Origin of the sequence: Brevundimonas bullata (assembly GCF_003350205.1) — a bacterium.
In the GTDB taxonomy this organism is placed as follows: Bacteria; Pseudomonadota; Alphaproteobacteria; order Caulobacterales; family Caulobacteraceae; genus Brevundimonas; species Brevundimonas bullata.
This window is the reverse complement of the sequence record NZ_QLLC01000002.1, coordinates 74,706-87,988: the sequence shown is the minus strand read 5'-3', so window position 1 is coordinate 87,988 and position 13,283 is coordinate 74,706. Positions and strand designations below refer to the sequence as shown.

General features: G+C 68.0%; 13 protein-coding genes. 7 read left to right on the top strand and 6 right to left on the bottom strand.

Annotated features, from left to right (window positions below; translation table 11 throughout):
- Positions 1–3 precede the first annotated feature (3 nt).
- The 3 genes from DXK21_RS01455 to DXK21_RS01445 form a co-directional block, all read right to left on the bottom strand.
- A complete protein-coding gene (locus DXK21_RS01455) occupies positions 4–603 on the bottom strand; it encodes an NAD(P)H-dependent oxidoreductase (protein ID WP_114816013.1) in 600 nt (199 codons plus the stop codon).
- Positions 563–2,263 carry an MBL fold metallo-hydrolase RNA specificity domain-containing protein gene (locus tag DXK21_RS01450; RefSeq protein WP_114816012.1) on the bottom strand — a complete coding sequence of 567 codons (1,701 nt, stop codon included), beginning with the start codon at positions 2,261–2,263 and terminating at the stop codon, positions 563–565. The genes DXK21_RS01455 and DXK21_RS01450 overlap by 41 nt, the downstream gene beginning before the upstream one ends.
- Positions 2,264–2,402: 139 nt before the next feature.
- On the bottom strand, positions 2,403–3,839 hold the full coding sequence (locus tag DXK21_RS01445) for a metal-dependent hydrolase family protein (protein ID WP_211305947.1): 1,437 nt from the start codon (positions 3,837–3,839) through the stop codon (positions 2,403–2,405).
- Positions 3,840–3,980: 141 nt separating this feature from the next.
- Between DXK21_RS01445 and DXK21_RS01440 the strand changes: the two genes are divergently transcribed.
- On the top strand, positions 3,981–4,670 hold the full coding sequence (locus DXK21_RS01440; protein ID WP_114816010.1) for a VIT1/CCC1 transporter family protein: 690 nt from the start codon (positions 3,981–3,983) through the stop codon (positions 4,668–4,670).
- Positions 4,671–4,694: 24 nt separating this feature from the next.
- Here the strand turns inward: DXK21_RS01440 and DXK21_RS01435 are convergent, their stop codons facing one another.
- Together DXK21_RS01435 and DXK21_RS01430 are read right to left on the bottom strand one after the other, a co-directional pair.
- On the bottom strand, positions 4,695–5,090 hold the full coding sequence (locus DXK21_RS01435; RefSeq protein ID WP_114816009.1) for a DUF302 domain-containing protein: 396 nt from the start codon (positions 5,088–5,090) through the stop codon (positions 4,695–4,697).
- 110 nt (positions 5,091–5,200) lie between these two features.
- Entirely contained in the window at positions 5,201–6,079 is an 879-nt protein-coding gene (locus tag DXK21_RS01430) for an MBL fold metallo-hydrolase (RefSeq protein ID WP_114816008.1), read from the bottom strand.
- A gap of 73 nt (positions 6,080–6,152) precedes the next feature.
- Between DXK21_RS01430 and DXK21_RS01425 the strand changes: the two genes are divergently transcribed.
- The 4 genes from DXK21_RS01425 (at position 6,153) to DXK21_RS01410 (ending at position 8,932) form a co-directional block, all read left to right on the top strand.
- Entirely contained in the window at positions 6,153–6,476 is a 324-nt protein-coding gene (locus DXK21_RS01425; RefSeq protein ID WP_114816007.1) for an ArsR/SmtB family transcription factor, read from the top strand.
- 26 nt (positions 6,477–6,502) lie between these two features.
- Entirely contained in the window at positions 6,503–7,036 is a 534-nt protein-coding gene (locus DXK21_RS01420) for a rhodanese family protein (protein ID WP_114816006.1), read from the top strand.
- Between the two features lie 4 nt (positions 7,037–7,040).
- On the top strand, positions 7,041–7,817 hold the full coding sequence (locus tag DXK21_RS01415) for a sulfite exporter TauE/SafE family protein (protein ID WP_114816005.1): 777 nt from the start codon (positions 7,041–7,043) through the stop codon (positions 7,815–7,817).
- A gap of 164 nt (positions 7,818–7,981) precedes the next feature.
- Positions 7,982–8,932: a winged helix-turn-helix transcriptional regulator gene (locus DXK21_RS01410; RefSeq protein ID WP_114816004.1), complete on the top strand. Its 951-nt coding sequence runs from the start codon at positions 7,982–7,984 to the stop codon at positions 8,930–8,932.
- Between the two features lie 58 nt (positions 8,933–8,990).
- Here DXK21_RS01410 and DXK21_RS01405 read toward each other — a convergent pair whose 3' ends face one another.
- Positions 8,991–11,192 (bottom strand): TonB-dependent receptor, encoded by a 2,202-nt coding sequence (locus tag DXK21_RS01405; protein ID WP_114816003.1) that lies wholly within the window; start codon positions 11,190–11,192, stop codon positions 8,991–8,993.
- Positions 11,193–11,314: 122 nt separating this feature from the next.
- On the opposite strand from DXK21_RS01405, the gene DXK21_RS01400 reads away from it, so the two are divergent.
- Together DXK21_RS01400 and DXK21_RS01395 are read left to right on the top strand one after the other, a co-directional pair.
- Positions 11,315–12,307, top strand: coding sequence for a DUF1295 domain-containing protein (locus DXK21_RS01400; RefSeq protein WP_245945028.1), 993 nt, complete (start codon positions 11,315–11,317; stop codon positions 12,305–12,307).
- Entirely contained in the window at positions 12,304–13,203 is a 900-nt protein-coding gene (locus tag DXK21_RS01395; RefSeq protein WP_114816001.1) for an SDR family NAD(P)-dependent oxidoreductase, read from the top strand. Before DXK21_RS01400 ends, DXK21_RS01395 begins: the two co-directional genes overlap by 4 nt.
- Positions 13,204–13,283 lie beyond the last annotated feature (80 nt).

Below are 13,283 nucleotides of genomic sequence, written 5' to 3'. Positions count from 1 at the left end.
AGATCAACGTCCGCCGTGGGCGATCCGCCTCGCCGTCGCCGCCACGCCAGCCGCACGACGGGCGACCACGTCCTCTCGCATTCCCGGCGCCACCTCGCCGATATTGTAGTGACCGATGAGTTCCAGCCCCGTCACGGCCGCCAGATGGTCGTCGAAGTGCTTTCGCATGGCGTCCCAGGCGCCCGAGTGCTCCACCCAGTGCTGGGGTGCGCCTGAACTGGTGAAACTGACCAGTCTCCGCCCGGAAAGCATCGGCTGATTGCCCTCCAGACCGAACGAGGAATAGCCGAACCCCATGCCAAAGACCCGCTCGACATAGCCCTTGAGCATGGCCGGCGGCGCGTTGAACCAGAGCGGGTAGAAGAAGGCGAAGACGTCGGCGTCGCCGATGACGGCGCGTTCGCTCAAGACGTCGGCGCGCGGCTGAAAGCCCTCATGGTCCGGCAGTTCGTCGGCCTGCAGCAGCGGGTCGAAGTCCAGACGATAGAGGTCGCGCACGACTACCTCGGTCCCCTCCTCTCGCGCCGCCGCGGCATAGGCCTCCGCCATGGCCAGGGTGAAGCTATGAGCGCGCGGGTGGGCGACGATCAGCGCCTGTTTCATGCGAACCTCCTTGTTTGGAGCGGCCCTGGCCTTCGGATGTGAAGGCCTGCGCCAGGGCGGCGGCGACATTTAAACGGGGCGACAGGCCCAGAGCTGTCCGCAGCCGCGCGATCAGGGCCTCGCGCGCCGCATCGTCGGGCGCGCCCTGCAAGGCTTCATTGATGTCCCCGAGCAGTTCGGCGCGGCCGTTGCGCCAGTCGGGCCTGCCCGCCACGCCGGGCGTCAGGCGCCCGTCGCCTTCCAAGGGTTCCGCCGCACTCGGGGTCAGAGCGTAGGCCTGGTCCAAGCCGGGCGAGATGATGGTCTGCTCATGCCTCCCCGCCGCCGACAGACGGGCCGCCAGTCCCAGGCGGGCGTCAGGCTCGCCGTGGACCAGGAAGACCTTGCCCGCCACCGGCTCGCGCGCCTTAAGCCAGGCCGTCAGGCCGACGGCGTCGGCATGGGCGGAATAGGCGTCCATCTGGCGGATGCGCGCATTGACGCGCACGTCGTCGCCTTGGATGCGCACGAACCGCCGCCCTTCCAAAAGCACGCGACCCAGGGTTCCTGCCGCCTGGAAGCCGGTGATCAACACGGTCGTCTCGCGACGCCAGAGCAGCCGCTTCAGATGGCGCCGGATACGGCCGGCGTCGCACATGCCGCTGCCCGCCAGGATGACATGCCAGTCGCGCAGCCGCTCCAGCCCGTCGCTTTCCTGAGGCCGCATCAGATAGTGCAGGCGGGGCGCGTGGCGGAGTTCAAGATAGGGGTTCTCGTCCGCCTCGACGTTCCAGCCCCTGCGCAGGAAGACGTCGGTGGCCTCGATGGCCAGAGGTGAATCCAGAAAGATGTCCCCCGCCAGCTCCGGGGCGTCGCGCATCACCGCCAGCAGGTCGAGGATCAGTTCCTGGGCGCGCCCCACGGCGAAGGCAGGCATCAGCAGGGGCCCGCCGGCCGCCTTGGCCTGCCGCACCTCCTCTGTCAGAATCCGCTGCCTCGCCTCCGGCGTCAGGTCTTCGCGAACGCGGTCGCCATAGGTGGATTCCAGGATGACATGATCCACCCCGACCGGGCCGTCCGGGCTCGGCAGCAAGGGCTGATGGCCCGAGCCCAGGTCGCCCGAGAACAGCAGACGCACCGGCTTGCCGTCGTCCATGACGACCACCTCGATGGAGGCCGCGCCCAGGAGATGACCTGCGGGCCACCAACGGGCCTGCACCCCGGGCAAGGGTTCGATCAGCTCGCCGAACTTCACGGTCTGAAACAGGCGCAGGGTCGGCGCGACATCCGCCACCGTATAGATGGGCTCCACGGGATCGACGCCGCGCCTCTGGTTGCGCCGGTTCAGATGGGCGACGTCCCCCTCCTGAATCTCGGCGGCGTCCGCCAGCATGACCTCGCACAGGTCCCGCGTGGCGCGGGTCGCATAGATCGGCCCCCGATAGCCAGCCCGCACCAGCTTGGGCAGCAAGCCTGAATGATCGATGTGGGCGTGGGTCAGGAAGACGGCGTCAATCGACGAAACGTCAAATGGAAAGGGGTCGTAGTTCAGCGCCTTGAGCGACTTCGATCCCTGAAACAGTCCGCAATCCACCAGGAAACGTCCGCCGTCGAACGCGACGAGCGCACAGGACCCGGTGACGCATTCCGCCGCGCCGTGGAAGGCAAGGGACAGGCTCATGGAGCGCTTCCGAGCGGTTGATGGATCACTCTGGCACAATCCCGCCCAGGCGTCATGGACAGAGGCCGGTCAGGCCGATCAGTTTCTCGCGACGCGCCCTGCCCGGAGCGTCGCCCCGCCATCGATCCTGACGGCGCCCTCAGGCCGTCAGCAGTCTGTTCTTGTAGATGCGCCCGCCCTTCATGATCAGCCGCAGATTGGCTTCCGGGTCCGCAACCAGGGCGATGTCGGTCAGGGGATCGCCGTCGACGATCAGGAGATCGGCGTAGGCCCCGGCTTCGATGACCCCGAGCTTGCCCGGATAGGGATTGCGTTCGCCCGACAGGCCCAGGAGCTCGGCGTTGCGGCTCGTGGCCATGATCAGGACCTCGTCGCTGGAATACCAGCGCGTCATCTGGGCCAGGATCGCGCCCTGGTTCTTGGTCATGGCGGGATCGAAGAGAATGTCGGTGCCCCAGGCCGTCTTGAGCCGGTGCTTCTTGGCCAGTTCGAAGGCCGCGTCCGTGCCGGCGAACATGACGCTCTGCTTGACCTGACTGGCCGAGCCCTCAGGGTACTGATTGGCGTAGGGGCCGGCGACGAAGGCCTGGGAGGAGAACCACACGCCTTCCCCGGCTATCATGCGGGCCGTCTCATCGTCCAGCATCTGGCCGTGGTCGATGCAGCGCACGCCGCCCCGGATCGCCGTCTGCATGGCGCGCGGCGTATAGGCGTGGACCGTCACATAGGTCCCCCAGTTCTCGGCGGAATCGACGGCGGCGCGGAACTCGGCCTCGGTGTACTGGGCCACGTCGATCGGATCATAGGTCGACGCCACGCCCCCGCCTGCGGCCAGCTTGAGCTGGCTGGCGCCCAGCATCAGTTGCTCGCGCGAGCGTTTCAGCACCTGCTCCGTCCCGTCGGCGATGGCGCCGGCGCCGAGCACCTCGCCGCGCGACAGGGGGGCGCCGGGCGCGGTGGGCACTTCGTGGGGCATGCGGAAGTCGCCGTGGCCGCCCGTCTGGGAGATCATGGCGCCGGACGGCCAGATCCGGGGGCCGACCGCCAGACCGGCGTCGATGGCGCGCTTGAGGCTGAAGGCCGGCCCGGCCAGATCCCGGATGCTGGTGAAGCCGCGCATCAGGGTGCGCTCGGCTTCCGCCGCCGCCGCCAAGGTGATCAGACCCAGATCGGCGGTCATCAGCTCCATCATCGACATGGCGCACAGCATCGAGTGCCAGTGGGCGTCGATCAGCCCCGGCATCAGGGTACGACCGCCGCAGTCGATGGTCTGGACGCCCTCGGTCGGGCGGTCGGCGCCTCTGAGCACCGCAGATATCCGACCGCCTTCGACCAGGACGCTGCGGCCGTCGTGCAAGCGCGCCGTAACGCCGTCGAAGAGACGAAGATTGGTGAACAGCAGAGGCTGACCTGCCGACTGCGGACGACCATAGGCTCGACCCGCGGCGAAGGCGGCTGCGCCCGCCCCTGCGGCGACGAGCATGTGCCGACGCGACAGCGCCCCCCCGGTCGCTGACCCGCTTCTGGACTGCTCCATCTCGCCTGCCTCCACCCAGTTGAAGAACGTCGTTTTCACAATCTACACCCGAGGGAGCGCAATCGGAAATCACATGGGCGCTGATCGAAGGACAGCAGCCAGGGGCTCAAGCCGCGCTTCCGCCCTTGCCACTTCCATGCATCGGGCGTCTTCTCGAGCATCGCTCAGGAGAACAGGACCATGGCTCATCGGGAATCGCACCGGGTCGAGCGGATCGGCTGGCTGCGCGCCGCCGTGCTCGGCGCCAATGACGGACTGGTCTCGACCGCCAGCCTGGTCGTCGGCGTCGCGGCGGCCTCGACCGGCCATGCAGGCGTCCTGATCGCAGGCGTCGCCGGACTGGCGGCCGGAGCCATGTCGATGGCCGCGGGCGAGTACGTCTCCGTCAGTTCCCAGTCGGACACCGAGAAGGCCGACCTCGCACGTGAAACCTCCGAACTGGCGGGCGACCACGAGGCCGAATTGCGCGAACTGGCCGGCATCTATGTCGATCGCGGCGTAGCGCCGGAGCTGGCGACTGAGGTCGCGCGGCAGATGATGAGCCATGACGCCCTGGGGGCGCATGCGAGGGACGAACTCGGCATATCCGAGATCACCACGGCGCGTCCGATCCAGGCCGCGCTGACCTCCGCCGTCACCTTTTCGGCCGGCGCCGCCCTGCCCCTGATCGTGGCGGCGGTGGCACCCATGACAGGCCTGGTCGTCTGGGTCGCCGGGTCGGCCCTGATCGGCCTGGCCGTGCTGGGCGCCCTGGGCGCCAGGGCCGGCGGCGCGCCCATGGGACGCTCTGTCGTTCGGGTCGTCTTCTGGGGCGCCCTGGCCATGGCCATCACCGCCGGAGTGGGCCGCCTCTTCGACGTCGCCGTCTGATCAGTTGCACAGGGCTATGCGATGTCAGGCGACGGCCGCGTCAATCGCTCGAACAAGGCTGGCCCCGATGTCTTGCGCCTTGGTCTTCAACGCCGGATTGTCGATGGCCGACATGGAGGCGACCGGATCGACAGCTGCGATCTCGCACCCGGACCCCGAGGGCGAGGCCTGGATGATGACATTGCACGGAAGCATGACGCCCACCTTGTCCTCGGCCAGCAGAGCTTCATGAGCAGCCTTGGGATTGCAGGCCCCCAGGATGATGTAGGGGCGAAAATCGACGTCCAGCTTCTGTTTGAAGGTGTTGGCGACATCAATCTCGGTGATGACGCCGAACTGCTCGGCCTTTAGCGCCTCCCGCACCCGCGCCATGGCTTCGTCGAACGGCAGGGTCGTCGTCCGGCTATGGTAGTAAGACATGAAGGTCTCCTTCTGGCTTGGTCAACGATCACCGAGCATGGATGTTGCGTAGAGCCCCGACTGGCTGAGCGCGGCTTCGATGAAGAGGGATCGAACGTGCCGTGCGCCGCTCACAAGGCGTTCAGCGGCAGCTTCAGAAACCGCTTTCCAGACGGTTCGGCGGGCGGCAGGGCGCCGGCGCGGATGTTGACCTGCAAGGCCGGCAGGATCAGCTGCGGCGCCTTCAGAGTGGCGTCGCGCGCCTCGCGCAGGGCGACGAAGTCGTCTTCCGTACGCCCGGCGATGTGGGTGTTGGCCGCCTTCTCCTCGCCCACGGTCGTTTCCCAGCGGAAATCTGCGCGACCGCTTTCAGGCAGGTAGTCATGGCCGACGAAGACGCGGGTGGCGTCGGGCAGGCTCAGGATCTTCTGAATCGAGCGGTACAGGGTCCGGGCGTCGCCGCCGGGAAAATCGCAGCGCGCCGTGCCGTAGTCCGGCATGAAAAGGGTATCCCCCACGAAGGCCGCGTCGCCGATCCGGTAGGCCACGCAGGCGGGGGTGTGGCCGGGCGTGTGCATCACCTCGACTTCAAGCGCGCCAAGAGTGAAACGGGCGCCGTCGGCATAGGTCTCGTCGAAGACCACGGCGTCGGGCGTGACGTCGGCGGCCTCGAACAGGTCGCCGAAGGTCTTTTGCACCCGCGTGATCTTTTCGCCGATGCCGACCGGCGCGCCGGTACGGGTGCGGATCACGTCAGCGCCGGTCAGGTGGTCGGCGTGGGCGTGGGTTTCCAGCACGCGTTCCAGTGTCAGGCCGCGTTCGCGCACGGCCTCCAGCACCTGATCGATGGAGCCGGTCGAAGTGCGCGCAGACGCCGGATCATAGTCGAGAACCGGGTCGATGAGTGCTGCAGCGCCCGTGGCGGGATCAGAGACCAGATAGGTCACGGTGTGCGTGGCCGGGTCGAAGAAGCCGACGACGTCGGGACGGAGCGTGGGGGAAGGGGTCATGCGATTAGCCTCCTGAGTTGCTCCCAGTATATTAGGTCTTGCTAATTTAACAAGTGCTCATATATTGCCGTCCATGATCGACCTGAACGCCATCGGACTGGAACGCTTTCAAGCCAGCGCGGGTGACGCCGCCCGACTGCTGAAATCCCTGTCCAACGAAAACCGCCTGATGATCCTGTGCCAGATCGGCGACGGAGAACGGCAGGTCGCAGACCTGCTCCCGCTCGTCGGCCTGTCGCAATCGGCCCTGTCACAGCATCTGGCCCGCCTGCGCGAGGACGGACTGGTGAGCGCGAGGAAGAGCGGCACCGCCGTCTTTTATCGCATCGCCGACCCGGCCGCCCTGCAGGTGATCGGCATCCTGGCCGAAATCTTCTGTCCTCCGGCCTCCGCCTGAGCCCCTCGTTTCCAAGGAACCAGACCATGAACCCGCTTGTCTCTTTGTCCCCTGCCGAAGTCGCCGCACGCCTGAAGGCGCGGACCGCCGTCCTGGTGGACATCCGTGAACCCGACGAACATGCGCGCGAACATATCGTCGGCGCCGTGGCCGCTCCCCTGTCCGCGTTCGAGGCCGCCCATCTGGGGCTGACGCCGAACAAGGATGTCATCTTCATGTGCCGCAGCGGCAACCGCACGGCCGGACACTGCGACCGGCTGGCCGCGCGCGTCGACGGCCCGGCCCATGTTCTGGCTGGCGGTCTGGACGCGTGGAAGAAGGCGGGCCTGCCGGTCAAGACCGACACGAAACAGCCGCTGGAGCTTATGCGCCAGGTGCAGATGGCGGCGGGCGGCCTGATCCTGGTCGGCGCCCTCCTGGGTACGCTGGCGCATCCCGCTTTCTGGGGCCTCAGCGCCTTTGTCGGGGCGGGCCTGTTCGTCGCCGGCGCCACGGGCTTCTGCGGCATGGCGCGTCTGCTGGCGGTCATGCCGTGGAACCGGCGCATGAAGAGGGCTTGAGGTCATGGACCCGCTGCATCTGATTCTGGCGGCGCTCAGCGGCGGGATCGTCGCCATGCTACTGACGGTCTTCGGCGGCGGGGGATCGGTTCTGGCTGTGCCGCTGCTGCTCTATGTGGTCGGCGTGCGTGACCCGCACATGGCCATCGGCGCCTCGGCCGCCGGCGTGTCGCTGAACGCCCTGACGGCCCTGGCCGGGCAGGCCAGGGCTGGGCGGGTACGATGGCCCTGCGCCATCCTGTTCGCCGTGGTCGGCTCGGCGGCGGCCTGGATCGGGTCCTCGGCGGCCAAGGCCATTGACGGCCATCAGCTGCTGCTGGCCTTCGCCGTGGCCATGGCGGCGGTCGGCCTGGCCATGCTGCGGCCCAAGAAGAACGACGGCGATCCGGGCGTACGCCTGAACCGAGGCATGACGCCGCCCATCGTCGCATCCGGCGCAGGCGTCGGCGTGGCGGCGGGCTTCTTCGGCATCGGCGGCGGCTTCCTGATCGTGCCCGGCCTGATGTGGGCCACGGGCATGACCCTGGCGGCGGCCCAGGCGACCTCGCTGCTGAGCGTCGCGGCTTTCGGCGCCAGCACGGCGGTGAACTACAGCCTGTCCGGTCTGGTCGACTGGGGCGTGGTCGCGGCCATGGCGGTCGGCGGCGCAGCGGGCACGATGGCCGGACTGCCGCTGTCCAAGCGTCTGGGCGACAACGCGGCCCTGGGGCGTCGCCTGTTCGCGGGGCTGATCCTGATCGTCGCCGTCTATGTGGCCTACAAGGCGATCACCGGCGGCTGACTTCGGTTGCGCGGCGGCCGGAACTCGTCGAGGTCCCTGGGACGTTTGACTGCCATCGCGTCTGCCGATAGGTCTGCCAAGGCTAGTCTGCGCATCGCTAGTGATGATGAAGGGCGCCTGCCCGACACGGCGCAGAACTAGGCGCACTCAAGCCAGGTAGGGATTTGACCGAGCCCGACATTCGCTCCTTGATCATGGGCAATCCCGTCGCGCGCGCCTTCGCCATCACGGGCGACGCCTGGACGCAGTTGATCCTGCGCGAAGCCTTCTACGGCGTGCGGCGCTTCGGCGTATGGCGCGAACGCCTGGGGACGCCCCGCAGCGTGCTGACCGACCGGCTGCAGAAGCTAGTCGCCGCCGGCCTGCTGAGCCAGGAACAGGTCGCGACCGGCACGCGGACGGAATACCGCCTGACCGAGATGGGCCTCGACATGTTCGGCGTCGCCGTAGTGCAGGGCCAGTGGGAGAAGATCTGGGCCCAGTCGCCTCTGCAGGAACGCTACGCCATCGCCTTTTTCGACCGCGAGACGGGTCGTCGGCTGAAGCCCGCCGTTCTTACGCGCGCGCACGGCGTCGAGGTAAAACCCGACAAGGTCGACTGGAAGCCTGGTCCGGGCCTCATCATCATCCCTCCCCCGACCTCGCGCCGACGACGCTCGGCGCCGATCGAGACGGATCGTCCGATCATCGACCGCTCGACCGAGATCATGGGCGACTACTGGAGCTGGGCGGTGCTGTCGGCGGCCTATTTCCGTCTGCGCCGCTTTGACGAGATCCATGCCGCCCTGGGCGTGGCGACCAATATCCTCGCCGACCGACTGAACCGTCTGGTGCTGCAAGGCGTCCTGGAAAAGCGTCCCTATCAGACCGCGCCCGTGCGTTTTGAATACCGGCTGACCGAGGCCGGCCTGGCCCTCTACCCCATCGTCCTGGCCATGCACGGCTGGAGCCAGAGATGGCTGGTCGAACCCGACGAGGCCCCTTTGACCCTGGTGGACCGCGCCAGCGGCGAGGCGATCACGCCCGTGGTCTGCGATCTGGACAGCGGCGAGCCGCTAGACCCGCGTCGCATCCGCTGGGAGCTCGAGGCCACGACCGAGACAGCGAGCCCATAAGAAAATCGCCCGCCGGCGCGAGGCCGACGGGCGATAGTTTTGACGACAGGAAGGACCGTCAGAAGGTCTTGCTGACCGCCACGCCGAAGGAACGCGGGGCGCCGAAGACGCTGAAGCCGATGCTCGCGTTCTTGATGATGTGCTGCTGATATTCCTCGTCGCCGAGGTTCTTGCCGTAGACCGAGACCTTCAGTCCGCTCGGCGCTTCCCAGGAGGCGAAAGCGCTGATCAGGCCATAGGACGGCACCAGCACCTCGGGGGCGTTCGACGGATCGAAGTAGAAGTCATTCGTCCACTGATAGTCCGCCCGCGCCGACAACGTGCCGCCGAAGGCGTCCCATTGACCGTCGGCGTAGAGGGTGAACTGGCTTTCCGGCGAGCGCGGCAGCTTGTTGCCCTTGTACGGCAGGGCCAGAGCGCCCGACACGGCGTTGGACGTATATTCGGCGTCCAGCTGAGTATAGGAACCGCCGATGGTGATGTTGTGGTTCACCGCCAGCGCCGTCTCGACCTCGAAGCCGCGCACCTCGGCCTCGGCGTTGGACGTGACCAGGGTCAGGCCCAGCAGTTCATAGACCTGCAGGTCGGTGTAATCGAGCATGAAGGCCGCCGCGTTGAGGCGCAGCCGCCCGCCCGCCAGCGTCGTCTTGGCGCCGATCTCGTAGTTGTCGAGCAGTTCGGAGCGCAGCGGCTTGGTCGCCTGGGCGCCGGTCTGGGCGGCGCTGGGGAAGGCGCCGGCCTTATAGCCGCGATCATAGCTGACATAGAACCGCATATTGTCGATCGGCTCGACCGCCAGGGCCAGCTTCCAGGTCGGTTCCTCGAAGGTGGCGTCGGCCTTGACGTTATAGGGCGAACCCGTCGGCCCCAGCGGAATGCCGGGAGGGCCGTTGGCGCCGTTCTCGTTGTCCAGGGCGACCTGATGCACTTCGCGTTCGTCATGCGTCCAGCGCGCGCCGGCGGTCAGCTCCCAGATATTGGCGAAGGGGATCGTGGCCTGACCGAAGACGGCGTAGCTGGAGTTGGTGGCGTCCTGATTGAAGGTCGTGTCGCCGCCAAACGAAGGCGGTGCGATCGGCAGCGCCGTCTGCACCACGAACCGCTCCGACCGCTCCACCTCTTCGCGGAACATATAGACGCCGGCGACCCAGTCGATCGAAGAACCGGACTTGGAGGTCAGGCGGAACTCCTGGCTGAACTGCTTGGCCGCCTCGCTGGCGCGGTCGTCGACCGACAGGGGGAAGCCCGGGAACGGCAGTCCGCCTAGGTTGTCGCGCCAGCTGTAGTCGTTGTCGCGATAGGAGGTCAGGGAGATGACGTCGAAGTTCTCGGCGCCCGACCACTGGGCACGCCCGGTCAGGCCCCAGTTTTCCCGCTTCTGATAATTGTCCGCCGAAGAGAAGCTCTGCCGCACGCTCAGACCGGCGCGCAGGTTGTTCACCAGCGTCGCAAACGCCGGCGGCGTTGAGGAGGCCAGGACCGGAACGCGGGCGTGGCCCTGCATGTCGTCCTTGGAGTAGTCGACGCCGCCCAGGAAGCTCCAGTCGCCGGCGTTGTGCAGCACCTGGGCGCGCAGGCCAAACTGTTCGCCGCCCTCCAGGCCCCGGCCGGTCGGCACGTTCTCGGCGTAGCCGTCGTTCTGGTTCCAGCGCAGGGCCAGACGACCGGCGGTGTCCTCGCCCAGCTGGCGGTTCAGCACGGCCTCGACGCCGCGCTCGTCAAAGCTGCCGAGGCGGCCGGTAAGCTGGGCCGAGTTCTCGAACCGCGGCTTCTTGGTATAGACGTTCAGCGCCCCGCCCGAGGCGTTGCGGCCATAGAGGGTGCCCTGCGGCCCGCGCAGGATCTCGACCCGCTCGACATCAAGGAAGGCCATGGAGCTGGCGCCCGCGCGGCCGATGGAGACCTCGTCGATCGACACGCCGATGGAGGGGTCGCTGGCGGCGGAATCGCTGGTGGTGCCGACGCCGCGGATGAAGATCTGCGGCTCGCCGATGTTGAACTGGGTCAGGGTCACGCCCGGCGCCTTGCCCGCCACGTCCTGAATGCCCGTCGCCGCCGTGCGCTCCAGCGTCTCGGCGTTGAAGGCGGTGACGGCGATCGGCACGTCCTGAAGGCTCTGCTCGCGACGCTGGGCCGTGACGACGACGTCGCCGAGCGTGACGGCGCCCTCGGTCGGCGTGGTCTGGGCCATGGCGGGTACGGCCATCCCCGTGGCCAGCAGCAGCGTCGCGACCGACGCGCTGAATGCGGTCTTCCTCATGTTTCGCTCCCTCGACCGCGCCCCGGCTCCGTTGATCGGATGCTCCAGCGGTCAAACAGAAGCTTGCGCTAACGAACCTTGTTTGCAAGTCTTTTTACGCAAGTCATAAATGGAGCCGCCGCGTGAGACTGGATGGATGGATGCTGGCCGCCTTGGCCTGGGTCGCTCTCGTGGCGGTCTGGCTCTTCGTCATGCCCTCGAAAACACGCGGAAAAGCATGGCATTACGTCATGATGGCCGCGCCTCTGGCGGCCTTCGCGGCCGCCTTCGCCGCGCCGCCCTCCCTGTTGCGTGAAACATTGTTCATCTGGCTCGCCAGCGGCGGCGGCGTGCTGGCCGTGGTCGCCCCGGGCTGGCTGGCGGGGACGATGAAGCGCAATCACGGGCTGATGGACGTGGCCTATCCGCTGGCCCCGGCGGCGGCGGCGGGGACGGGTTTCGCCCTCTCCGGCCTGCCGCTGGACCTGTTCAGCGGCCTGTTCCTGCTCAGCCTCGGCGTCTGGTCGATCCGGCTGGCGTTCCAGACCTGGGGCCACAACATCCACGCCGAACGCCAACCCTACGCCCACTGGCGCAAGAGCTATGGCCCCAACTGGCTGTGGTGGAGCGGCTTCCAGGTCCATCTACTGCAAGGCGTGACCGTCTGGCTGTGGTGCGCCCCCTTCGCCTTCATCCTGACGGCGCCGACGCCGCGTCCGACCGCGTTGCTGGCCCTGGGCGTCGTCGTCTGGCTGGCCGGCTTCCTGTTGCAGAGCACGGCGGATCGCCAGCTGGCGGCCTTCAAGCGCGCGCCCGCGAACCGCGGCGGCCTGCTGGACACGGGCGCCTGGGCCTTCGTGCGCCACCCCAACTATCTGGGCGAGAGCGTCATGTGGGCGGGCTGGTTCGTGCTGGCCCTGGCCCATCCGTGGGGCTGGGTGACGATCTTCGCTCCCCTCTATACCGGCTGGTTCATGGGCTACGCTTCCGCCGCGCCGTTCAAGGAGCAGCACATGGCGCGCACCCGGCCCGAGGCCTGGGCCGCCTACTGCGCCCGCACCCCCCGCTTCCTGCCCTGGCCGCGACCCAAGAGCGCCGTCAAAGCCGCCCCCAAGGCCGAAGGCGCAGACGCATGAGCGCGCTTCAGGATCGGGTCGTCATCGTCACCGGCGCCGGGCGCGGTCTGGGCCGAGCCTATGCCCTGGACCTGGCCCGGCGCGGGGCCGCCGTGGTGGTCAACACCCGCCCACGCCCGGCCGACGCGCCCGGCTCGGCCGAGACGGTCGTGGCCGAGATTCTCGCCCTGGGCGGTCGCGCCGTCGCTGCGCCCCTGGCGGTCGAGGAGGCCGATTCCGGCGAGCAGCTGCTGGCCGCCGCTCTGGACGTCTTCGGTCACGTCGACGGCCTGCTGAACAATGCGGGCGCGCCCGAGGCCAGGACCCTGCACAAGCAGACCACCGACGCCTTTCGGCAGGTGTTCGAGGTCAACTTCTTCGGCGCCCTGACGCCCACCCTGCCCGTCTATCGCCATCTGCGCGCCCAGGGCTCGGGCCGCATCCTGATGTCGACCTCGGCGGCGGGGCTGCACGGCGTCCACGGCATGGCCGCCTATTCGTCGTCCAAGGCGGCGCTGATCGGGCTGATGCGGGTCATCGCCCTGGAAGGGGCGTCGCACGGCGTGGCCTGCAACGCCATCGCCCCCTATGCCGCCACCGGCATGACCGCCGACTATCTGGACGCCGACAGCGCCGCCCGCATGGCGCCGGAGCGGGTCGCCCCGGTCGCCAGCTGGCTGATGGCGACGGACTGTCCGTTGAACGGCGAGACCCTGGTGGCGGGGGCCGGGCGCGTGCGGCCCGCCGCGCGAATCGAGGGACCCGGCCTGGCCTTCGCCGCCGATTTCGCCCCCGACGACCTGACCGCCCACGCCGCCGCCCTGATGGATCTGCACGGCTGGAAGACCTTCACCGACGGCAACGCCGCCTTTGATCAGCTGATGGCCGCGCCGCTGTCGCCGACGCCGTCAAAGTGACTTGCGTTAAGCGACCTAACCGCTCATGGTCGCAGCAGACAAGGATGAGCGAGGCGCGATCTCGCTCACAAACAGGGAAG